18 protein-coding genes and 1 pseudogene are annotated in these 23,664 nt (G+C 54.8%); 7 read left to right on the forward strand and 12 right to left on the reverse strand.

Annotation, left to right across the window (positions count from 1 at the left end; genetic code table 11):
• Positions 1–24: 24 nt before the first annotated feature.
• From glmS to ACFR99_RS04800, 5 genes are all read right to left on the reverse strand, one after another.
• Complete coding sequence (gene glmS / locus ACFR99_RS04780) at positions 25–1,827, reverse strand: glutamine--fructose-6-phosphate transaminase (isomerizing) (RefSeq protein WP_390284870.1); 1,803 nt, start codon at positions 1,825–1,827, stop codon at positions 25–27.
• A gap of 2 nt (positions 1,828–1,829) precedes the next feature.
• Positions 1,830–3,005, reverse strand: coding sequence for a sugar phosphate nucleotidyltransferase (locus ACFR99_RS04785; protein ID WP_390284872.1), 1,176 nt, complete (start codon positions 3,003–3,005; stop codon positions 1,830–1,832).
• Between the two features lie 216 nt (positions 3,006–3,221).
• Positions 3,222–3,962, reverse strand: a complete 741-nt coding sequence (gene aglF, locus ACFR99_RS04790) for a UTP--glucose-1-phosphate uridylyltransferase AglF (protein WP_390284874.1) — start codon at positions 3,960–3,962, stop codon at positions 3,222–3,224.
• A gap of 621 nt (positions 3,963–4,583) precedes the next feature.
• Positions 4,584–5,564: a hypothetical protein gene (locus tag ACFR99_RS04795; RefSeq protein ID WP_390284876.1), complete on the reverse strand. Its 981-nt coding sequence runs from the start codon at positions 5,562–5,564 to the stop codon at positions 4,584–4,586.
• 60 nt (positions 5,565–5,624) lie between these two features.
• Positions 5,625–7,010, reverse strand: coding sequence for a sulfatase-like hydrolase/transferase (locus ACFR99_RS04800; protein WP_390284878.1), 1,386 nt, complete (start codon positions 7,008–7,010; stop codon positions 5,625–5,627).
• A gap of 345 nt (positions 7,011–7,355) precedes the next feature.
• Here ACFR99_RS04800 and ACFR99_RS04805 point away from each other — a divergent pair, with 345 nt between their 5' ends.
• Positions 7,356–7,517, forward strand: coding sequence for a hypothetical protein (locus ACFR99_RS04805; RefSeq protein ID WP_390284880.1), 162 nt, complete (start codon positions 7,356–7,358; stop codon positions 7,515–7,517).
• 351 nt (positions 7,518–7,868) lie between these two features.
• On the opposite strand, the gene ACFR99_RS04810 is transcribed toward ACFR99_RS04805, so the two are convergent.
• Positions 7,869–8,774 carry a glycosyltransferase family 2 protein gene (locus ACFR99_RS04810; protein WP_390284882.1) on the reverse strand — a complete coding sequence of 302 codons (906 nt, stop codon included), beginning with the start codon at positions 8,772–8,774 and terminating at the stop codon, positions 7,869–7,871.
• A 157-nt stretch (positions 8,775–8,931) separates the two neighbouring features.
• Between ACFR99_RS04810 and ACFR99_RS04815 the strand changes: the two genes are divergently transcribed.
• Together ACFR99_RS04815 and ACFR99_RS04820 are read left to right on the forward strand one after the other, a co-directional pair.
• Positions 8,932–10,362, forward strand: a complete 1,431-nt coding sequence (locus tag ACFR99_RS04815; protein ID WP_390284884.1) for a sulfatase — start codon at positions 8,932–8,934, stop codon at positions 10,360–10,362.
• Between the two features lie 231 nt (positions 10,363–10,593).
• On the forward strand, positions 10,594–11,826 hold the full coding sequence (locus ACFR99_RS04820) for a glycosyltransferase family 87 protein (protein ID WP_390284886.1): 1,233 nt from the start codon (positions 10,594–10,596) through the stop codon (positions 11,824–11,826).
• Here the strand turns inward: ACFR99_RS04820 and ACFR99_RS04825 are convergent.
• The 3 genes from ACFR99_RS04825 to ACFR99_RS04835 form a co-directional block, all read right to left on the reverse strand.
• Positions 11,790–12,311, reverse strand: coding sequence for a GtrA family protein (locus tag ACFR99_RS04825; protein ID WP_390284888.1), 522 nt, complete (start codon positions 12,309–12,311; stop codon positions 11,790–11,792). The two genes, ACFR99_RS04820 and ACFR99_RS04825, sit on opposite strands and share 37 nt — an antisense overlap.
• Positions 12,226–12,996: a glycosyltransferase gene (locus ACFR99_RS04830; RefSeq protein ID WP_390284890.1), complete on the reverse strand. Its 771-nt coding sequence runs from the start codon at positions 12,994–12,996 to the stop codon at positions 12,226–12,228. The genes ACFR99_RS04825 and ACFR99_RS04830 overlap by 86 nt, the downstream gene beginning before the upstream one ends.
• Before the next feature lie 894 nt (positions 12,997–13,890).
• A protein-coding gene (locus ACFR99_RS04835; protein ID WP_390284892.1) for an IS630 family transposase occupies positions 13,891–14,891 on the reverse strand; the annotation gives its coding sequence in 2 pieces (ribosomal slippage) (positions 13,891–14,399 and positions 14,399–14,891; 1,002 coding nt in all).
• A gap of 64 nt (positions 14,892–14,955) precedes the next feature.
• Here ACFR99_RS04835 and ACFR99_RS04840 point away from each other — a divergent pair.
• A complete protein-coding gene (locus tag ACFR99_RS04840; RefSeq protein WP_390284894.1) occupies positions 14,956–15,231 on the forward strand; it encodes an FkbM family methyltransferase in 276 nt (91 codons plus the stop codon).
• A gap of 240 nt (positions 15,232–15,471) precedes the next feature.
• Here the strand turns inward: ACFR99_RS04840 and ACFR99_RS04845 are convergent.
• A pseudogene (locus ACFR99_RS04845) lies at positions 15,472–15,966 on the reverse strand (IS1595 family transposase); the annotation flags it as partial.
• Between the two features lie 52 nt (positions 15,967–16,018).
• Positions 16,019–17,452, reverse strand: a complete 1,434-nt coding sequence (locus tag ACFR99_RS04850; protein ID WP_390284896.1) for an oligosaccharide flippase family protein — start codon at positions 17,450–17,452, stop codon at positions 16,019–16,021.
• Positions 17,453–17,882: 430 nt separating this feature from the next.
• Between ACFR99_RS04850 and ACFR99_RS04855 the strand changes: the two genes are divergently transcribed.
• Positions 17,883–19,088, forward strand: a complete 1,206-nt coding sequence (locus ACFR99_RS04855) for a glycosyltransferase (RefSeq protein ID WP_390284898.1) — start codon at positions 17,883–17,885, stop codon at positions 19,086–19,088.
• A gap of 43 nt (positions 19,089–19,131) precedes the next feature.
• Here the strand turns inward: ACFR99_RS04855 and aglG are convergent, their stop codons facing one another.
• Positions 19,132–20,091 (reverse strand): glucosyl-dolichyl phosphate glucuronosyltransferase, encoded by a 960-nt coding sequence (gene aglG, locus ACFR99_RS04860; protein ID WP_390284900.1) that lies wholly within the window; start codon positions 20,089–20,091, stop codon positions 19,132–19,134.
• A 173-nt stretch (positions 20,092–20,264) separates the two neighbouring features.
• Here aglG and ACFR99_RS04865 point away from each other — a divergent pair, with 173 nt between their 5' ends.
• Both ACFR99_RS04865 and ACFR99_RS04870 read left to right on the forward strand, forming a co-directional pair.
• Positions 20,265–23,168 (forward strand): oligosaccharyl transferase, archaeosortase A system-associated, encoded by a 2,904-nt coding sequence (locus tag ACFR99_RS04865; protein WP_390284902.1) that lies wholly within the window; start codon positions 20,265–20,267, stop codon positions 23,166–23,168.
• A 348-nt stretch (positions 23,169–23,516) separates the two neighbouring features.
• Entirely contained in the window at positions 23,517–23,651 is a 135-nt protein-coding gene (locus ACFR99_RS04870) for a DUF7503 family protein (protein WP_390284904.1), read from the forward strand.
• The last annotated feature ends 13 nt before the right edge of the window (positions 23,652–23,664 follow it).

The raw sequence follows: 23,664 nt of genomic DNA on the forward strand, positions 1-23,664 counted from the left end.
TCAGTGATCGAGCGGGAAAACGAATTATTCGACCGTCACGCTCTTGGCCAGATTGCGCGGTTTATCGATTGAACGTCCAAGCAGGTTCGCAACCCAGTAGGCGACCAGTTGTAACTGAACGTTCGCGAGCACGGATCCACCGAGATCGCTGACTGCGGGAATCTCGAGGACGTGATCGGCATACCGCGTCACGTCGGACTCGCCGTCGGTGATCGCCACGACAGGCGCGTCGCGAGCCTCGACTTCTTTGACGTTCCCGATGGTCTTCCGGGCGGTCTCATCGTCGCCGGTGACAACCGCGAACACGGGCGTGTCTTCGGTCACGAGCGCGAGCGGCCCGTGTTTCAGCTCGCCAGCCGCGAACCCTTCTGCATGCCGGTAGGTGATCTCTTTCATCTTCAGCGCGCCCTCGAGTGCGACCGGGTAATGGTATCCACGGCCGATGAAGAAGTACGCATCAGCGTCGACGTATTCCTCGGCGACTGCTCGTGCCTCCGTTGTCTCGAGGACAGTCCTGACCTGACCGGGAATATCCCGGAGTGCCTCGAGTTCCTCGCGAGTCGGCCCATCACTGAGTGTGAACGCAAGGAGAGCAAGTGCGAGTTGCTGGCTTGCGAACGTCTTCGTTGCGGCGACGCCGATCTCGGGACCGGCTCTGATATAGAGGGCGTGATCACACTCTCGTGCAGCCGAACTGGCGACCGTATTGGTCACCGCAAGCGTCGTCGCCCCGGCGCGGGCTGCCTCTCGAAGCGCGCGGAGTGTATCTGCTGTTTCACCACTCTGAGTGACGCCGACGACGAGGGTCTCGTCGTCGACGGGGACGCGATCGCTCGCGTACTCGCTGGCAAGAAATGCCTGTGCGCGTACCCCCGCTCTCTGGAGTCGCTCAGCACCGAACAACGCCGCGTGATACGACGTTCCGCAGGCGACGAACTGAATGGGCCCCTCGTGGTCGAGGTCAGCCAGATCCTCGAGATCGACCGTGCCGTCGAGGTCGTCGATTCGGCCCCGTAGGCATTGCCGCAGAGCTTTCGGCTGCTCGTGGATCTCTTTGAGCATATAGTGATCGTAGCCGCTCTTTTCCGCATCTTCGGGGTCCCACGCGACCGTTTCCGTTGGACGGTCGACGGGGTGGCCTTCCGCATCGGTGACGACAGCACCGTCGGCGGTCAGCCGAACGAAATCACCGTCCTCGAGATAGCAGACGCGGTCCGTGTGTTCGACGAACGCAGGGACGTCACTCGCGAGATACGTACCAGTTTCGCCGAGGCCGACAACGAGTGGGGAGTCCTGTCGGGTCGCATATACCGTCTCGGATCCGTCGAAGACAGCGGCGATCGCGTAACTGCCCTCGAGTTGGTCGATCGCCAGCCGGAATGCCTCCTCGGGGGCCGCACCGCGGTCGAGATAGTGACCGATCAGTTGCGGGATGACTTCGGTGTCAGTCTCACTCTGGAACGCGATGCCAGAGTCGGCGAGATCGTCACGCAGTCGCTGGTAATTCTCGATGATGCCGTTGTGAACGACGGCAACGCGACCCGCTTCGTCGCGGTGCGGATGGGCGTTAACATCGGATGGAGGACCATGCGTGCTCCAGCGTGTATGGCCGATTCCAGTCAGTGCACCCTCGAGGTCAGTCCTCGGAACCGTGTTCTCGAGTGCTGAGAGCTCACCTTCTGTCTTGTGGACCGTTATTGACGGTGTTGGCACAGCAAGGCCGGCAGAGTCATAGCCGCGATACTCGAGCCGGGACAGGCCGTCGAGGATGACGTCCACGGCATCAACACCAGTAGTCTTCCCAACGTACCCGACGATGCCACACATCGTCACTGCACCTCCGTTCCATCGTCGACTGTCCCGCTGACGGCTGTGCCGGCGGTAATAACAGCATCGGAGCCAACGACCGTTCCCGGTGCGTAGGTTACACCGCCCCCATCACGAACACGATCCGCGAGCACGGCTCCCAGCCGTTCGTTCTCGTGGATTCGATCGCCGACGCGGACATCGCCGGGGCCGCCGACGATGGTCGAGCCAGCGCCGATCTGGACGCCATGGCCGGTCACGCCATCGATGACCGTCGCGTTTTCACCCACACGTGTGTCTGCATCGATGACACTGTTCTCGACGACTGCGTTCGCTCCTACCGTCACGTTCTCGCCAAGCGCGACGTTCGGACCGACGACGCTCCCCGGACCGACGACGCAGTCTGCCGAAATCACGACCGGTTCGACGATCGTCGCAGAGTCATGAATCTGGGCATCAGCCGAGACCGTGCTTTCGACGCCGTCTGTACTCCCGAGGAGCGTCTCAGTCACCTCGAGTAAGTCCCATGGATACGTCGCGTCGTACCAGAACCCGTCGGAGGCGACACTACGGACGGTTTCACCAGCGTCGATCGCGTTTGCGATACCATCGACGAGCGAGTACTCGTTGAACTGCGGCTCTGGGCCGCGGAGATACTCGAATATCTCGGGTTCGAACGCGTAGACTCCCGCATTGAGATGGTAACTGCGATCGTCATGGGGCCGTTCGACGATCTCCGAGACATGCTCACCGTCCTCGACGATCACACCACCGTAGTTGGTGATGTCACCGTCTCGAACGAGCCCAAGCGTTGCGATGGCGTCGCTGTTGTGGATCTCACAAACATCCTCGATGATACCGCGTTCAACGATTTGGTCACCGTTGAGAACGAGCTGAGGCCCCGAAATCTCGGGTTCGGCTTCCAGAAGTGCGTGGCCAGTTCCAAGCTGCTTGTCTTGCACTACGTAGTCGATAGACGCACCACGGTACGTCGATCCAAAGTGTGACTGCACATGCGTCCGGCCATAGCCGACGACGACGGTAATTTCCGTAATATCAGCGTCGACAAGCGAATCGAAGACGTGCTCGAGAATGGGCTTGGTCGCCGCAGGAAGCATCGGTTTCGGCCGGTGGTTTGTAAGCGGCCGAAGACGGGCCCCCTCCCCTGCCGCGAGGACCACCGCGGAACGGATTTCCATGTCGATATTGACAGTAACGAACGCTTATTGTTCTTGCGGACTAGAGTTTTTCCATCACAAACATACTTATTAAATTATATTTAAATACATGAGAGAAAAGCCAGATGGCTGGATCACCGTTTTGCTTTCAGAATGATAGGTTTCTAACCTACTTCTGCTGCGGTTACCGCGTTCTGAAACAAGATATGGTTTCAAGAGCGTTCTCAACTGGGGTGACTACGTTTCAGGCTCTGCGAGTGTTGGCTCTTGGCCAGTAAGTCGTTCCTCAGCTCTGTCTCGATCTTCAGGATACCCTACGTCAATCCGCCAGCCATCCATCCGCAGTGCGTCAATGGTTCGTCCGGACTGGATAAGGAGGTCAATTGCGTCGGGCAGTTCGTACTCACCCCGGTCAGAGGGCTGGACGAGGTGGCACGCATGGAAAATCTCGGGCGTAAACGTATAGAATCCAGTCATAACGAGATTCGAGGGTGGATCGTCGGGTTTCTCCATTACTTCGACGATTTCGCCGTACTCGTTCGTGTCGAGGACGCCGTATCTCGAGGCCTCCTCATAGGGGACTTCCTCAACGAGGAATGCGGCATCGGCTCGTTCCTCTTGTTGGCGGTTGATCACATCACCGAGATTCGCCCGGAAGACGTTGTCTCCGAGCATAAGCATGAAGTCGTCGTCGATATGCGGTTCTGCTTGGAGGATAGCGTGGGCGAGTCCGAGCTGTTCACGTTGGTGGGCGTACGTGATTGGGATGCCCTCATACTCGTCGCCATAGCGCTCAATGATCTTCTCTTTCATGTAACCGACGACGAGGACGAACTCGGTCGCACCGACCTCGATGAGATTATCCATGACGTCCTCGAGGAGGGGTTTTCCGTCAACTTCGACTAGGACCTTTGGCTTATCTTCAGTAAGTGGCCGGAGGCGAGTTCCCTTGCCGGCTGCTAAAATGACTGCTTGCATGTTCCACATGGCTTTGCCGGGACATTATATACTTTGTGAGCGACCAGATCGCTAGGAAGTTGTTCGCGCCCCAGAAACGACGCCTATCGGTTATTTGCGCAAGCAGACCGTCTCGGAAGGCGCTCGAATAACGATCTCGGGAAGCACCGCAAATCAGTATCGATGTCGGCATCAAAAGTATCAGATATTATTGTCTCTGTACGGGCACTTGTGGCTGTCTTGCTATCTCGGGGGCTGAGCAAGGAGGGTATTCAGAACCGCCGAATGTAACGGCCAATCGCTTGCGGCGACGGAGTTTGCGGTGTCTAGAGTGATGTAGTCTCTCTCCGAGATGGATCATACAACCCCATCTGCGGAGGCCGAGAACGACAGTCGTCTTTGGGGCGCACTCACTTCGCTTGAGTCCGTTCTGCTGGTTCGCCTGGGGCTACCACTTCGGAATTACTCGAGCAAGTCTTTGGCTGAGAATCTCGGCGTCGGTCGGAAGAACGCTTGCGTTCGGTTTATTCAAAGCCGTTCTTGTGCTGATTCGTTTGCGAATCGCGAGACGATTGGACGTCATAGAGAGAGGGTCACTCGAAGCGTCGTCAGAGGTAACTCGTAGAAAGTTATTATGTTTGACTATCGATATCCGAGGTCCCGGAGATGTTCTTCGATTCCCATCTCGGTAGACGGATCGACCTCGATGTCGGGTTTTCGCGTGTGTTCATCGCGTGCTGTTGTCTCCACCCAAGGGACTTTCCGGATGACCGGATGTGGGAACCCTTCGGGATGACCGTAGGCTTTCCACTCGCCGAACGCTTCGCCGTGGTCGGAGGTGATGACGACCTTCTCGGCGTCGATGTTCTCTAGGAGGTCTTCGACGTCATCAAGCACCCAACGGAGTGTCTCCGCGTAAGCCTCATACACCTCTTCGGTGGACCCGCGGCCCTCTTCAAGGATTTCGTAACCACGATCTTCCAGTTCGGTGGCTTCCCGCCCCTCGCGGTACGCGGTTCCGATGTATGGGAGGTGTGGCTGAGTGTAGTGCGCGATGATACGGTTGGCGTCGCCGTTTCGCCCTTCCTCAATGGTGTGATCAGTCATCGGTTCGGGGAGCACTGATCCGTACGTCTTGTCGTGGTTCGTTTCCCATACCTCTACATGAGAGTTGAGTACAGATTCGTCGACAGTTGACCACGACGAGAAATCGACAGGAATTGTGTTGTTCGCCGGTGGGCGTTTCTCATGTTTCAGCACTCCACCACTAAATCCGTTCCCGGAGATATACGTCGTTCCCTTGATCTCGTCTTGCCACGACTCCGTAAACGTATTCGCCATCCATTCAGCGGACTGGCTGCCGACGGACCATATGCTGTCTACATCCTCAATAAAGTCGTATTCGTCGGCGACCTCGCGGAGCGTGTCCACGCGGCACGCGTCAAGGATGACGAGGAGGTCCCAGTCGGACTCGTAGACATTCCTGCCGAACGGCCAGCGAGACGTCAAGGTGTACCAGACGGTGAGATAAAGTGTGAACACGACGTACAGAGGCGCACGTTTCGGGTGCTCGCGGACATGCTCCCGTATTTCCGAGAGCCATGCACAGAGATTGGTCTCCATCACATCCTCGTAGCGAGCATCAAAATAAGAAGACAATGATATTCGCGTCTGAGAGTGACCTCAGAGGTATCCTAGCTCTTCAAGTTTCGACTCAACGGCGGCGTCAACATATGTAGTTTTCTCCTCAGTTCTAGCATCCTCAATGTCCGTCATGAACGGTGCGGTTGCGTTTGGGGGAACGAGTTCAGGGCCTCCTTCGCGTTCGAGCACGTATTCACCGTTTACTTGTCCGTAGTGGCGTGCGGTGCCCATGGAGTCCCAGACATACTTATCGGCGCCGTTGTTGAGGTAGACACACCGGGACACGCGGTTCCAGTAGTCGAAGTCCTCGTGGTCGGTCGGCGGATGCGCAACGCCAAGGCCAGCGACTTCGGCGGCGAGTGGCTGACATTTCTCGAACTCGGTTTCGGTGGCGATGGCCGTGACGAGATTCCCGAGGTCGAGGTGGGATATTGGCTCAGATTCATCCACGGCTAGGTCGGCGTTGACGACCGCGAGTGGCACATGTAGAAGCGCCTCTGCAGCGTCCGGCGTGACGTGACCGAAGCGGCGCTCACCAGTGCCGTCGTCCAACTGTTCACCGTGGTCTGCGGTGATGACAACAGCTGTGTCATCGTCTACTCGCCTGCAGAACTCGGCGACTCGTCGAGTGGTGTACTCTACGGCAGCAGCGTAGAGGTCTCGATAGGCAGCGATGTTCTCCTCATATTCGTCGAACGTTTCGTCCATATTCATTGCCAATGCATCGATATCCGGACTGCAGTTGCGATGTTCCTCCGCAATCAGTGACTGGTCGTAGCTGCGGACGTTCGTCAGCGGGCCGTGCGCGTCCATGACGTTCACGAACACGAACGTCGGCTGCTCGGATTCGTCCAGTATGCGCCGTGTACGCGACAAGATTCGCTTGCAACCGTCGTCGAAGGGCTTCGCCATCGGGAGTTTCTGGAACAATTTTTCCGTCTGGGATGCAACCCCGTTTGCGAGGCTCTTCATCGGATGGTTATGTCGAACACATGCCTCGAGGAACTCTATATAACGGGTCCAATCTTCAGTCGAGGACTCATGCCAGAACTTCGACGGTGACAGGCCCTCGGCGTACGGCATCGAGGATTCGGCGTGATAGAAGTTGTCGAAAAGCCTGTCGAAGCCGAATACCGGGCTCGCGTACGGGTTCGCACTTACGCCAATAAACTGGAATCTATCGAGGTCCGAGAGGAACGTGTCCTCCCGGTCAAGGTCACCAAACGTAGGCGTGGCTGAGTGAAATCCGTGCTCGTGCGGCAGGACTCCCGTGAACATGCTCGCGTGGCTCGGAACGCTCCACGTACTTGCAGTCCGGCACTCTTCGAAGGTATGATCGGCGATTGCTTGTAAGTCGTCAGCGTGTCGCTCGAAGTAACCGTAGCGGACGGTGTCTAGACAGAGGAGAACGACGTTTCGAGCCATCGCATTAGTGCTTCGCAGAGAGCATTAAGAATATAGCGGTGTGTGGACAACTGGACTTAAGAGTGCGGACTCGTTGGCTTGCGTTCGTTCAGTCGGAGACTTGTGTCTCTGACATTCTGTCCTTCTATCTCGTCGTTTCGACCACAACAGGTACAGATCCGACATGTTCGTCGCGCGATCCAAGCAAGTGAAACGCCGAATGGTCACTACTGGAGGATTCCTGAAAAGAAGATTATCATGGTCTATCTGCCAGTGAATACGGACGCTCGCTCGGTGACGCCGAAACCAGCGACTACTACCCATGTTCTCCTGGTTGGGTTGGTACAATAGTATCGACTACATCGTGTGGACCTCAACGCGGAACCAGTGATTGCCGGTGATGGCCCGAAATGCGACGAACTTGAACGCATTGCCGTTGAGAACGTCAAGTTTGCTAGCTACGTCAAGCAAAATAAAAAAGAAACTAATCACCGACGCGAAGAAATTCATGCTCAACGGATGGTATAAGGACTTCTCGTCGGTCGAAGTTCTCACTCTCGAGGAGGGAATGATGCAGTTTCAGGTGGTCGATGGCAAGAACGGGTGCCTATTTTATCAATGATCAAGATGGTGAAACAACCTAGGAGGAGATTCGATGATTTGAGGCCGACGGTGTAGACTGGGATGACACGGAGATCGGAATCTTCGCGAGCCCCTTCTCCGTGCAGGCATTCCATGTCGTGTTCAACGGATCTGCATACATGAACCGATCCAACGTGTAGTCGAAAAGACGGACGTAACTCCTGACTGGTACTCGGATACCAAAGGAGCGTTGGCAAACTTATGCCGAAAGTGGGAAGGACTAACGCGCTCTGGGAATCATCGAATGAACTGCTTGGCGAACGTCAATAGTCGTCCGTTCCTGTCGATGCCGAACAGCGCGATGACGAACATTACGTACGAGATGGGTCTGAACGGATAGCGGAGGATGGCGAGCCCAAGATGCTTCAATGCCTGCCAACGGTCGCCGTTCGATTCGTAGTCCCGGCCGATAACATGGTGGTGGTACGAAAAGATTCGACTACGGGTCGTGAAGTCAAGGTTCGACGCTCGTTTCCTGACCTTTTCGAAGACCTCGAGATCGCCTTCGATTCTGCTATCGAAGTCCTTCGAAATACTGTCCGGTTGCTCGCGTTTGTCCACAAGGATTTCGTCCACGTAATCGACCTTGTAGTGCTCCGTGATGCGAATCCAGAGGTCGTAGTCTTGACGACTCGGCAGTGACGGGTCAAACCCGCCGACATCCTCTAGAACGTCCCTCCGCACCATCACTGTGGAGGTCGGATGCACTCGGTCACGTTCAAGTTCATCTAAATAGATATTGCCAGACGCCTCCGGGTATCGGATCCACTCATTGCCGTCTGTCTCATATTGTACGAACCCCGTATAGACGAGTCCGAGGTCCTCACCACCACGTTCGAACGCATCAAGTTGTTTCTTGATTTTCGTGGGTTCCCAGGTATCGTCGGCGTCGAGAAATGCAATATAATCACCACTTGCGGCTTTGATACCGGTATTCCTTGCTTCGGCTGCACCACGGTTATGTTCGTGTTCGATCAGCCGGATCCAGTCGCCGAATCCGTCAATAACTTGGGTTAAGTCGACCTCTGACGCGTCGTCTACAACGACTACTTCCAGATTTTCAGCCGTCTGTTTTCGGACACCCTCGAGTGCCTCTGTCAAGAGTTCAGGTTGATTATATACAGGTATGACGACGCTTATCATGTGATAGTACCGATTTGTTCGAGCATCCGTGTAGATTCTTTGGATGAACGCTGCCTGTTTGAGGGAGGGGGATGAATCATCAACTCCCAAATCCGGTTCCAGTTGGCAGGGCTTTCCAAGCAATTATTTTGATCAGCAATAACAAACGAAACCCACAATGGATAACGCACCAGATATTCTTTGGCTGAGTTTGGAGAGCGTTCGTGCAGATCATACGCCTATGTATGGCTACAAACGCAATACGACGCCATCGCTTGACCGGTTTGCGAGTCAGCCGGCCACTACGGTGTTTGACAATGGGATCGCACAGTCTCTTTGGACTCCTGCCTCTTCAGCCTCAATGCTGACTGGGACGTACCTTTCTACTCATCGCGTCGGGCAAGACGGACGTGCAGAAAAAAAACTTCCTGCTGCTATCGACACGCTCCCGGAACTACTCAGTGATATAGGATACGAGACTGCACTCTTTTCTCCGAACCCATATATAAGTAAAGCAACAGGACTTGACAGAGGATTTAATCATACCACCTCTGTGAAGGCTGTCCCAGAAAGCTATTCACCGTTCCAGTCAGATGCGAGAATCTATTGGTCGGAAGGCCTGCGAAGGATTCTACGATCCAGAAAACCGAACCTTGCGCGTATCAAACACGAATTGAAGACCACAGAGAACGAGGTACTTGAACACCATGCGAAACAGTGGCTAAATTCAACGGGTGCAGGCGCTGATCAATTTTTTGCGTATATGCACATTCCCGGCCCACACCACCCATACTTCCCAAATACCGACTACTTGAACTGTTTTACCGACGAGATCTCGTTCTCCGCAGAAGAAGCGTACAATCTCGTAAAAGACATCTACTACGGAGGTTCGGTAGCAATTAAACGGGGTATGGCTGAAGGACTTGACCTGTCCGCCAATGAGTGGGAGGCGATTGAGGCAATGTATGACGCGACACTTCGACACATGGACGCCACCGTTGATGCCCTAATTTCAAAGGCGCGGTCCGTTTCGGATTCTCTCGTAGTTGTCATTGTCGGTGATCACGGTGAACTTTTTGGAGATCACGGCCTTATCGGTCACAATTTGGTTCTACATGACAGTTTGATTGAGGTTCCAATGCTCATTTCGGGAATACCAGACGCTGTCACAGATGAAACTACATTAACACAGCAAATTGACCTAACATACACTCTGGCAGAAATTACTGGTGTAACAACGGATCAATTTGAGGGACGAGATATTCGAGATACCAGCCGAAAGCATGCAATTAGTCAACGAGGTCAGGCAAATCTAAAATCCTATACTCAATATGATGATTCTTTCGACACCGAACGATTTTTTAAGGATCCGTACACTGTAGTCCGGAGTGAAGAATACAAATTGGCATCTAACCAGAATCAAACCGAACTCTATCGACTTCCAGATGAAGAGACAGATGTTCAGAAAAACTGTGACGATGTAATGGCGGAACTCAGTTCTGTCATTGACCGAGAGGGGATTGAATGGACAGGTGAAGACCAACAGCGAGGATCGCACTTTGACGATTCGCAACTGGAACAGTTGAAAGATTTGGGGTACTTGTCCTAACATGGTGGATGCGGTCACGACGCAGTATGCGGGCTGTGCGGAATCAGAGATCGCCGCCGGCACCGAATGCGCCTGTTGGTTGGCCCGTGACCGACTCACGCCGGCCATCAACGGGGCCAGACATTCGAATGTGATCCTTAGCGGTGCCGAAGTGATCGGCCTGAATGATAGATAATCGATAAAATAAACATCTCCCGTTACTATTTTTCTTTTATGAAGGTTACACGGCGCATGATTTCTGCCATTTTAGGGATCATAATTCTGTTAGGAGTAATTCGAACGGCACTCAGAATATTGGTATCTGGCCCATCATCCCTCTTTTTTGATTTTGGTGTATACTATCAAGCGGCTGAGTACGTCTTCAACGGAAAGTCGCTGTTTGCCGCAGATTACTCCAATATACCAAATACAGGTAGCCGGTGGCTCTATCTACCGATTTATGTAGTTCTGTTTATCCCGTTTACTGTGTTTCCATTTCCAGTTGCGGCAACCCTGTGGGTCGCAGCTACCGCACTTGTACTCGTTGTTTCAGTATCACATATGACAAATCGATTTTTCCCGTTTCTCACGACGTTGGAGACTGTTGTTCTCGGCGTTGCCGTACTATTATTTCCGCCGATCCTCTCTGCTCTCTTTTTAGGGCAGGTGACGCCCTTGATTGCTGCTGCATTGTGCCTCTATGCTGGCTCTCTCGCAACAGACCATGAAAACGACGCCGTGACTGGTGTGATTGCCACATTAGCGGCGATAACCAAACCGATCTACCTCCCAATCGGAGCACCACTACTACGGAAGCCAAGACGACTTGTAGGCGCAGTCATTGCTGGTTCACTCGTGTTACTCGTCGGAGTGCTGGTTTTCGACATTGACCAACATATTGCCTATCTCGAGGTCCTGCAAAACGGAAAAGGATGGGGCGCAGAGGCCTACCTCCCTCCGGGAGAATGGCGAGTGACCACATATATGCCTTGGTATTATCTCTACCCACACCATCTGTTCGCGAACGCTGCAGTTATCCTTACAACCCTCCTCACGACGGCCCTCACATGGACGCAACGGGACCGCGAAACAGATTTATATATATTTTCCCTCGGGCTTTTTGCAGTTCCATTAGCAACACCATCGCCGGGTATTTTAGATCTCTCGGTAGCGGTACCTGGTGTTCTCGTTCTGACGGCTCTTGAGAGTCGACAAGCAGGTGGACAACCAATCGTCCCAATTGCTGCTGCGACGCTGATTGCCGCTCACCCATTTGTCGTCGAATTTTTCACTGGCGATATCACGGGTGAGTTACCTATCGTGGGGACGATCGCAGAGATATTTCTACCCACACTGCCGGCACTATCGCCTGCAGTATGGGGATCTCTTCTTCTCTTTGCCCTCCCACTTTGGCGACTGCTCCGTGGTGAATCACGAACTGATGAATCTCAAACACGCCACGTAAAAAGCGATTCAGCGACGTAATTAAGCACCATTCCCGCACCAATCCCAATCATATTTGCGACTGTCGGCCAGAGATCAACATTACCGATCACAAGTGAAATGTCTAGCAGACTTGTCAGTAGGAACAGAACAGCAAATGAGACCGATAACCCACCGATTCGGACGAGGTGGGACCTCCCCCACCGCCGCAGGGTAGCAAGGAACTTCGCGTTCCCGTGGGCCACGAACGTCCATCGGTCATTGATCGTAAACATCGTCGAGATCGATACCTCGGAACCGACCGCTTTCGCGACGAGTGGACTAATCCCCAGTAGAGCGGTTAAAATCGCGACGATAGACGTCTCGATGATTGCCCCGATAACACCGACAGAAACGAACTGCCCAATCCGAGCTGTCTGAGTAAGCGCATCGATTCTTGATTCAGTCGCCATCGCTTCCAAGCACCCTGAGGTCTGATTCGTCCGTCGATTCCACATCGCGATACCGCGGACTCGTTGCAATCGCATCGGTTCGGCGTTTCACATCAACCAAGGCACTCGCTAACTCAACCGAGGTCGAAAGTGGGCTTACTGTAGAATCGGGATGGTCTTCCCACGTGACTGGTACCTCTGCAATTTCGTATCCGAGCGAGCCTGCGACTGATACGAACTCAAGGTCCCATGCGAAGCCTGGCTCATAACAGTGGTGTCCGATCGACGACCATGCGTCGGCTGTCACTGCTTTCGCACCGCACTGATAATCTTGGCACCGTGTTGGGAGCATATATTGGGCTCCGAGAGCGAAAATATCACCTAGAAATCGCCGAAGAACTGTCTGGTGAGTAATGATATCCGAAGTTGGATGCCGTCGCGATCCGATACTAACATCGCTTTCACTGGCTGCGATTGGCTGGATAATATCCACGAGTGAGGCCGCAGGAACTGATCCGTCGGCATCTGTGAATAGACGGATATTCGTTTCGAGAGCATCGAACCCAGCCATGATCGCAGCTCCTTTTCCTCGTCGTTGTCTGGATATACCAAGTTCAACATCTAATTCTGAAAGCCGATCGATATGATCTTGAGTAGGAACATCGATCTCGATTCGGACCTCCTTTGGCGAAATCTCTGATTTTATGTGTTTAATATAAGTTTCGAGAGCTGAGATATCTGGTTGGTATGCAGGGATAACTACTCCAATAGAATCAGCCATCGTCCAAATCACCCATTATATCCATATTTGAATACGCATACTAAAATATACCTAAAAAAGAGTGTTCTTGATCTTGGACCGGCGGAACTCATTTGATCAAAGCAAAGCATAGCCACTCCCGAAACCTGTCCCTGTCACGGGCACGAGCTCGCGTTTACTCCGTTTCGTTTTCGTCGTCGCGCTCGATCTAAATCGAGTTTCAACGTTGTCATCACCTTCGACAGCTCCTATGCCGTTGCTATGGGAACCATGCGCGTCTGCTGGCTGGCCCGTAGAACGCTCATAGCGGCCGTCGGTGGCGTGGGGCACTCGTGGAGCCATTAAGCGGTTCGGAGGTGATCGTCTGGACGATCTCTCATACTGGATATAAATCAGTGAATGATGACCAGAAAGACAATAATACAGAAAGGGTTAGAGTTGATAATAACACCTGAAAATACAGTTTCTCTATTTCGAGTCCGAAAATTGCATGCAGACGGTGATTTGTTAGAACTCTATCGTGGTATCAGGGGTTTTGTTATCATTCAGCTATATCGATTATGATGGACGATCCGCACGATCCTGAATCAGAGCCGGACAGTCCTTATCGACGGTCACGAAATAAACTTGAAGACTGATACACCAATCGAATATCGGCGTGCAACGACGCTAATGTATGAACAGGACGTGCTCGAGGATATCGTCACGAGCATCCAACCAGACGATGTGGTGTGGGATTTGGGTCGAATATTGGTCTGTGCGCTATTTTCGGCGCGACGGTTGCTGATAAAGTGGTAGCAGTCGAGCCCGTCCCGGCGAATATCTCCGCACTCCGAGCGGATCTCGCTCGCAGCGAGCTCACTATGACGACAACGGTCATTGAGGCCGCACTAGGCTCGTCTCCTATAGTAGTCATTAGAAGTAATCACTCATATTTGGCACAGAGATCCGATTAATAGCAGTATCAATCGCTGTTGTGAGATCGTCGAGTGAACCAAAGAAACGGTTGCTGAGTGCCGCTTGTAGTTGTCTCCAGCACTCTTCGACAGGATTTAGCTCTGGTGAGTACGCCGGCAACGTTACGAAGGCGAGGTCGTCACGGGCCGCTAGGTCCGTGACGGCCGACGCCCGGAAATATGGTGCTCCATCCAGGACAATAATTAGATCATCTTCGAACTCTTTGCATAACGCAAGAATGAAATGTTTTGCATGATCGGCGGTAACGTACTCTTCAAATCGAGAGAAAAAGCGATCACCGTCCTCGGTGATCGCGCCGAGCAGACACGTCCAGTCACGTTGTCCAGATAACTCGACGGACGGCCGCGTACCGCGTGGAAACCACGCGGCACGCGGCTCAACTTGGACTGATTTCTTGGTTTGATCGATGCAGACTACTGTGGCGTCCATTTCCCGCCGCTTTTTTTGAGCTCCTCACGGAACGTTTCTTGCTCATCAGCATCCGACTCAGCGGCTGTACGGCGAGGCTTTTGATAGCTTAATCCCGCTTCTTTGAGCAACCGCCGACAGCTCGGGATTGAGTACTCGACATCGTACGTCTCGTCAAGATACTGCTGGACGAGCGCCGGCGTCCACGCCGGCGCATCAACCCCCACATTCTCTGGTGATTCGTGGACAGCTTCTTCGAATTCTTTTTGCTCTTTTTCTGAAAGCTTCCGTTTTCTCCCAGAGCGATGAGCATCAGTAACGGCTTGCTCAAGCGACTCGTCGGTGTCGAGTCGCTTGAGCCAGCTATAGACTGTCCGTCGCTGAACGTCGTACCACTCGGCTAGTTCAGTCTGCGTGACACCGTTCTTGTATGCTATTGCTGCTAAGAGCCGTTGTGTCGGCTTCTTCCCCTCCACGTTGTCAAGGGCATATTGCAATTCCTCGACAGAGATCTCGTCGAGATGATCCACTACGTCTAGCACCAATTCCTGAGTAGAAAGTTCTAACGGCTACTATAGTACGGTCGATGTCCCTATGGCGCCGTCAGACGGTGAAAACCACACTCTAACTGGCGGCACCGACGACCCGGGTACTACCACGGCACCTGTCAAGCGCGGTGATAATCTCATCGACTCGGGAGCAGTTTCCGATCCAACAGTCCTCAAGATAGATATCGAAGCCGGCGAAGCGGATGAGCTCGATGGGCTCAAGTCGGTATTACAGAACGTCCGTCTCGCCTATATCGAGGTGCATGGTCAGCATCTCACCGATATCAGCCGGTCAATCGATGACGTGAAAACTTCGTTGTGAGCAGCCGGTCTCAAGTTGCATCCGCTGGATGGGCACTGCGACGACAACTATCATCTAAAAGCAACACGAGCGTAGCGCCCCTTCAAATCTGATTCAGACGGATGTCTTCTTTCGAGAACGCCTGGTATATAAATGTTGTTTATTTTATAACATCGCTTGGACAGCGCGTTTGATTGCGCCTCGACTGTTTTTAGCACACTATTTATCGAAATGAAGTCCTTTGAGGTACTATATCCACCTGTATTTAGTGGAGGGACTCTTCGATGGAACAAGAGGGAACAAGAGCCACCGTTGCGCCAGCGATGCGCGGCTATCGTAGGTGTTGATATAAATATCGTCATCAGCGCATTCTCCATCGTCGTGGACGATATATCCGCGGTTGAATGTGTTTCTTCATCCAGCGTTTCATACGCTCGAAAGCTGTCAGTATAGCCGGTGAGTAACTCCTGTTGGTGGTCGGCAAGTCGGAATCGAATTGTCGACTCGTTAGCGGTTTTCGCCGGGATAATATATCGCTGTCCAGTCCCTTGACCAGCGAGGATGAAAATAGATGGCTTGTCACCGTCTGCACGAACTACCACTGCGCGTTGACAGGCCACGCAAGCGCGACGGCTGGTCGCGCTCGCGGCCTTTCTTTTCGGTAGAGATGTACACTTCGTTGACTTCGACCGGCCCAACGAGATCGACAGAAGGTACATCAAGCGCTTCGCCAAGGCGTTCGATGTATCGAACTATCATATTTAAAATATTTATTGCGGGAATCGAATCCATGTCATTATACTAATCGTTACGGAGATTCGGCGGTCAGCAGCGACACGCTGACGGGAAGATTCTCTTCGACGGTGGCCCGGAACTCGCGAGAAAGGGCAAGTAAGACGGAAAAGTAGACCACTGCTCCGACACCCACAAGTGCCACTGCGACTGGCAACATGTCTCCGACGAGTAGCCGAAGGGCGTACACGACTGCAGCCATTGCTCCTGCTGCAACCCACTGCTTCCCAATTTCGGTCAGTGGAACGACGACGTTCATTACGTTCGACGCGTAATAGTAGCCGAGCGTCAGTCCAAGTGCGGCGGAGCCTGTGGTTGCTGCTGCCGCCCCGTACCAACCGAACTGCCACGTGAGGATAACATTCAACACTATATTTGTTGCGACGAATACCGCGTTGATCCGGAACGTGAGGTCGGGACGGTCGATCGCGTCGAGCGTGGTGAGGAACTGTCCCTGGTAACCGTACAGCAACCGCGCGGAAGTCAGCATGAGGAGAATGTAGTATCCAGTTTGGAACCCACGTCCGTAAATCTGCAACACGATGTCACCGACAGCCGCCCCGCCGACGAGGCCAGGAATGATGAACAGCCCAGAGTAGGTAAGGCTCACACGAAGAAGTCCCGTGATCTCGCCACTGATACCCTCCTCAGAAGAAAGTTTGCTGATCTCGGGAAACAGCGTTCGCTGAATGGAGGAGCCGAAGATAGCGAACAGCGACGCGAGATTCCAGGCAATTTCATAAACCGCGATCAGGCTATTCGATACAAATACCGCGAGCACAAGTGTGTCCATTGAGAGAAATGTTCGTCCTTTAATTGAGGCAAGCCACGAGAACTGCGCGTAGGATTTGAGCATTAAAAAGTCTCGTTTTGATGGGAGCGACAGCCTCCCCGAGACGAAGTACGCTCCGATAAGAACCCCAGCGACTGCACCGATGACATAGCCCGCTAGTGCTCCGACAACCCCAAATCCGGAGAGTACGAGGGTGACTTGAACGAGACTTCTGCTCGTCCACTCAATTGGTGTGAGAATGCTCGATACATGTACGAGATGTTGACCGTCCAAGACAGCCTGAACAAAGTTCGCCGCCAGTCGCGCCGCAAGAAGCACGATGAGGATTGACGCCGCTTCAAACCCGATGAACTCGTTCAACTGCGGGTGGAATATCCAGAGACAGACAGCGACGACCGCGTAGAGCCCAAACTGTGTGATCGCTCCGGCCATGATGTAGTTTCCACCGGTCGCTTCGCTAACCCGTTTCTTCACTGCCGGTCCCAGTCCGAGGTCTCCGGCAATCGCGACCCACGCTAGAACAGAAATAACTACCACGTACGTCCCGTATTGTTCCTGTCCGAGCGTGCGAGTGAGGACAATCGTCGCGACGAACCCCGAGAATGACATCACGAGCTGCGAGAGGAAATTCACCATCGATGTGTGGCCGTATCTCATACGTATTCACGCGGGATTCGCAAGTGAAGACTGGTTTCAACCACCGACGTATCAATATCCCGTTTCTCCGTTTCCCCGATCAAAGCTATATTATCCCTTTCTCACAAGCTATTTTTATCCACAAGAACATCCTCGTCATAAGCGCTGGGGATTTATCGGATTGAACTTTACGTACTGTCTCGTAGAGGATAAGAAGACAATCGCGGTCAACTACACCTACCTTGGTCTACCTGGGAATCTCGATGTAGGCCTCAATCTTCATAAAAGTCTATTGTAAAATTATAGTATTGATTATATTAGTGTATGTCACAAGAGCGTGTTGCTCGAACATACGTCTCGAAGCCTCTCTAGAGGCTATAGGAGTTGGGCTTAGGATATCGGGACTCTTGAGTCGTGAACGATATGCATCTGGAATCGAGAGTCATAGGAGATGACGGACAAATCCGGGGACCGATCCAATTGTTCCTCCTCAAACCTCGCCATTGCTCACTGGGGAGAGCATGCGAACGGTGGTGGTGATCGACTCGCGTGGGAACTCGCACGCGTATTTGACGACGCTCCGTTCTACGTCGGCTGGCACGACGAATCGATTGAGCCTGACGATATTGAGGCCGAGCAACTCATCCAAGGTCCGTTGATGAACCACGCGCTCGAACGCGGAGGACTTACTCGGAAGTTGGCCCATTTACTTGGCTGGCAGCTTGCTTCGCCGCTACGCGACTACGATATCTTGCTCACAAGTGGTAACGAACCACTGTTCTACGTCCCACCCGATGATCAGACGTGGATCGCCTATATTCACCACACGAATCGGCGACAGTCAGACCAACTCACGGAAGTCGAATCAAAGCGGCTCAAGGCTGTGCGACTTCTCGTCCACTACGCGATTCGTGTCGCTTTCGACCATAACACCCACAAACCGGATCTCTTCGTCGTAAACTCCGAAATCGTCAAGCGCCGTGTCGTCCGCTACTGGGGCATCCCCGAGGAAAAGATTCACGTCGTGTATCCACCTGTCGATACACACTCCTACTCCCCTGAGGGGAGCGATACAGATGACTACTACATTACGCTCTCCCGACTCGACTGGCACAAAGATATCGACGGGATCGTCCGAGCGTTCAACGACTTGGACGAACGGTTACTGATTGCAGGAGATGGCCCTGAGCGGGAGCGCTTAGAGAGCCTCGCTCAGGACAATATTGAGTTCCTTGGATTCGTCGATGAAACCGAAAAGCGGCGCCTGCTATCGAGCGCGAAGGCGTTCGTGTTCAATGGGCGAGATGAAGACTTTGGCATTGCGCCTGTCGAAGCTTTAGCGGCTGGAACGCCACTTCTCGGAGTCAAAGAAGGGATGACACAATTCCAGGTCATCGATGGGAAAAACGGCTATCGACATACCCGACCGGGGTCCTCCGGACCATCGCTCATAGACACTATACAACGGTTCGAAAGGGAGGGCGTCGAGTGGTCGGACTCCGAGATTGCATCGTTTGCTGACCGGTTTTCCGTCGAGGCCTTCCAGAACGGGATTCGAGATTCTGTTGCAGAAGCCATTTCGAAGGCAGATATCACGCCCGCATGGTACGAGAACTACCAGTCGGACAAGCCAGACATTCCACAAAAGTATCAATAATTCGGCATTCGAATATTCTCTTAAGCTGTGAGTAGTCGCCGCGTTAGCTCCCTACTGTAGCATCATGACCAGCGGTGAGTTGAGACCGATCAACATCGACCAAGCCGTAGAGATAGCCAAAGCCGACAGCAGCGGTAAAGACGAAGATAGTCACGAGCTGTTTCATTTTCGGTACTGAGGGGTCTGCCATGAGGCGTTTCAGCCGCAGCAGGACAAACCCGAGTATAAGCTGCCTTAGATACTCGTTTTTATCCCCGGAAGCCTCGGGCAACAGCAGGTCCATAATCCGCTTCGAGTAGCCCTGCCAGAACGACCGGAAGACGAGCCACTGGAAGTCACCGCGGTAGTCGAATAGCTTGTGGTGAACCACCGCATCCGTATTGTAGATCACACCCTTGCCGTACGCGTTCGCCATTCGAATGCAGACCGGCGCTTCGTGGGCCTGGATATGTCGGTCGCCCTGTCGGCCAGTGTTCTCGTCGTAGCCGCCGACGTTCAAGAAGACGTCACGCCGAAAGGAGATGTTCGAGCCGTACGTGTTCCGCAACTCCTCCATGTGCTCGCCCATCCCACGTTCGTCACAGCCGACGAGCCAGTAGAACTCCTCAGGGAAGAAGTCGGGTTTCTCGGTCACCCAGTCGGGGGCGACGTGGCCGCCGGCGGCGATCGCGTCGGTCTCCTCGTAGACGCGAGCCAGTTCGTCGACCCAGTCCGGTTCGGCGACGGCGTCGTCGTCGATGAATGCCACGACCTCACCCGTCGCGATCTCGGCCCCGCGTGTCCGACTGTACGAGATCCCCTGGTTCTCGTCGTTACAGTGGAGGACGACATCCTCGAGACCGCCGTAATCGTCTTGCACACGCTCGAAAACTTGCTCATTACCGTCGACGACGATCACGATCTCGAGCGGGTCGTAGGTCTGTGCGAGGACGCTATCGACGCACTCCGAAAAGACGTCGTAGCGGTCCATCGCGTAGGTACAGATGACGACGGAGACCTTCATTGGGGACGCGTTTCGGTGACGCCTGAATAAGCCTTTTCGTTCACGTGAACCCGACTAACACGTCGATAACGAGGCGGAGATGACTGTCGGATCAACGCTGTCCAAACATCGGACACCAATTCGTCATGAGTATATAACAAGACTTATTCTTGGCTTGGGTCTGGTGGGACCTAATGAGTACCGACACTGAACGCGTCGAGGAGGGAACCGAAACCTCCGTCCTCGAGTCGTTCCGAGACTGGTATCATCTCCCCGTACTCGGGGTCGTGATACTGTTCATGCTCTGGGTGCGTACCCAGGCGTACGAAAAGTTCGTCACCGATGACGGCACGCCTGCGCTCGCAGGCATCGACTCGTGGTATCACTGGCGGACGATCAACTGGACGGCGGAGAACTATCCGCACACGATGCCCTACGAGGTCTGGACGGGCTTCCCGACTGGGAACCACGTCGGCCAGTTCGGGACGCTGTACGACCAGCTCATCGTCACTGCGGCGATGATCGTCGGCCTCGGCAATCCGTCGGCTGAGACGCTGTATACGGTCTCGCTGCTCGCAATCCCGGTCATGGCGGCACTCGTCGCGATCCCCGTCTTCTACGCGGGTCGGCGACTCGGCGGGACGCTCGGCGGACTCGTTTCTATACTCGTCATCGCGCTCGCAAAGGGGCAGTTCCTCTCTCGATCGACAGTCGGCCAGCTCGACCACCACACCGGAGAGGTGCTGTTCATGGCGATCGCGGTCGTCGCGATGATGGCCGCCGTCACCGTCGGCGAACGTGAGAAACCGATCTACGAACTCGTCACCGCAAAAGATTGGGCCGCCCTCCGTACGCCGGCAATCTACAGCGCGCTCGCCGGCCTCGCGGTCACACTGTACATCTGGGTCTGGCCATCTGGTGTCCTGCTGGTCGGGATCTTCGGCGCCTTTTTCGTCGTCCAACTTACGCTCGACTACGCCCGTGGCATCTCGCCGGACCACCTCGCTTTCGTTGGCGCGGTCAGTCTGGGCGTCACCACCGTACTGACGACCCTGCTGATTGAGCAACCTGGCAATATGGGGTCGACGAGCTTCGGGCTACTCCAGCCGTTGCTCGCCCTCCTCGTCGCCGTTGGCTGTGTCTTCATGGCCTGGCTCGCCCGTGAGTGGAGTGCTCGCGGCCTCGAGCGCCGGTACTACCCCGCTGCCATCGGCGGCCTGATCGTCGCAACGCTACTGGTGATGTGGCTAGCCCTCCCCGACCTCTACAATTCGACTGTGGGCAATGCAGTGCGGCGGATGCTGCCCATCGGCGGGACGGCGACGGATCTCACGATCGTCGAGGCTCAGCCGCCGGACGATTTCTTCAACCGCGTCTTCCAGGAGTTCGGCAGCGCGTTCTACACGATGCTCGCCGGTCTCGCCTTCCTCGCGATCCGGCCGCTGTTCGGCCGTAAGTTCCGCGCCGAACATACCCTCGTCATCGTCTGGTCGCTGTTCCTGATCAGCATGGCCGCGACACAGGTGCGGTTCATGTACTACCTCGTGCTCGCGGTCGCGATCGTCAACGCGGCGTTCGTCGCTGAACTCGTCCAGCTGTTCAACCTGAACCTCGAGCGCGGCCTCAACTCCATTCGATCCCTCGAGACCTACCAAGTGATCGCTATCGCGCTCGTCGTCTTGCTCCTCTTTGCGCCGCTCCTGCCGCCACTCGCCCAGGCAACAGCCTGGGAACGCGGCGAAGCGACCCAACCAAACTCGGACGCGATCGTCTGGGAGAACTCGAACCACTGGCTCAAGGAGAACACGCCCGCGCCGGGGAACTACGGCGGGGCGGACAACGCCGACCAGCTCGACTACTACGGCACGTACAATCCGGGTGACGGCGACTACGAGTATCCGGAGGGTGCCTACGGGGTCATGTCGTGGTGGGACTACGGCCACCTGATAACGACACAGGGCGAGCGGATCCCCCACTCGAACCCGTTCCAGCAGAACGCACAGTCGTCCTCGGCGTTCCTAACTGCCGAGTCCGAAGAACGCGGCGAACTGATTATGGATGGGATCGCCGCGGGCGAACCCGTCGCCGATCGCTCGACCGACGAGCTTCGACAGGCAGTGTCGGACGCCGAGACGACCGAGGAGATGCGATACGTGATGATCGACTACCAGATGGCTGGCGGGAAGTTCGGCGCGATCACGCAGTGGACTGGTCCGGACTATAGCCACTACGTGACGCCGGAGGACTACAACGGCGGGCCGATCAACGCGTCTGAGCTCGGCCAGGTCTACGGCGACCTGGCGTACGACGACACGATGCTCTCGAGTCTGTACTTCGACGACGCCGCGGACATGGAACACTACCGGCTCGTCCACGAGAACGCCGATGCTGGGACGGTATATTACGCCAGTTACGCGTACGTCAGCGACGGCCAGGTCATGCACGTCGACGAAAACAATCAGCCGGTCTCACCCGGGCAGGGCCAGCCTGCAGTCGTCGTCAATCAGCAGGTCTCCCGCGAGCAGCTGCTGCAGATTCAGAACGATCCGAACCGACAGCTCTTCGATGCGAAAAGTGGAGCCGCCGTGAAGACGTACGAGCGCGTCGACGGCGCGACCATCACTGGCACCGCCGACTCGGTCTCTGACACGGAGAACGCCACTGCCACGGCCACGGTCGAGCTCGAGACGAATTCCGGTCGGACGTTCAACTACACGCAACGTGGCGACCTCGCGGACGACGGCAGCTTCGAACTGACCGTGCCCTATGCGACGAACGACGAACTCGGCGTCGAGGACGGTTACACCAACAGCAGCGTCGAGGCGACCGGCAACTACACCGTCACTGTCGCTGAAACCGGCGGAGCGGAACCGAGCTATTACAGCGGCGAGACGACCGTCCCCGAGCCTGCCGTAGTGGACGGTGACAGCGCCGATGTGACGCTCGAGGAAGTCACGACGCCGCCGGACAACGTAACGGATGGCAACGAAACCGACGACGGAACGACTGACACGGACGGCTCCGAGGCGTCGGGTAACGGAACGGAGACCGAGTCCACGAACGCGCTCGCGCCGGTCGAAGCTGAACCGGCACCCTGAGTGGACCCGGCGACTGGCGGTTTGTATTGCGGGTCGCTTTCTGAGAGCGTGCAGCCTGTTTTGACCGAGCGGATCGGCAGTCGTTCGTCCCACTGATCGCAGGTAGTCGAACGGGCGGGGAACCCACTATCGGAGCCACTGAACGTCGCTGCACGTCCGATCGCACGAGGGATGTGCGGGGCGGAGCGAGCACCGTGAGCGAGAACCGCAGACTGTGCGATCGGTGTGGAAATCGTTGCAGTTGCCCCTAGAATTCGTTGTGCCGAACTCGGAGTCTTCCTTTATAATAAACCATATATGTAAGTATAAGATAACTTTATTTCGATTGGTGACAACCATTGGAATGTAATGTCCGCGAAAGACAGTATGAAAGACTACCTCGCACAGCACCCCCGAATGATCGGCGCCCTGTTTACCCTGTTCGTCCTGCTCAGCCAGGCAGGGTCGGCAGCGGCTGGCGGCATGTCCCAGGTTGGCCCGTAAGACTAAGGCACGG

The organism is Haloarchaeobius amylolyticus (assembly GCF_042678045.1).
Lineage (GTDB): Archaea > Halobacteriota > Halobacteria > Halobacteriales > Natrialbaceae > Natrinema > Natrinema amylolyticus_A.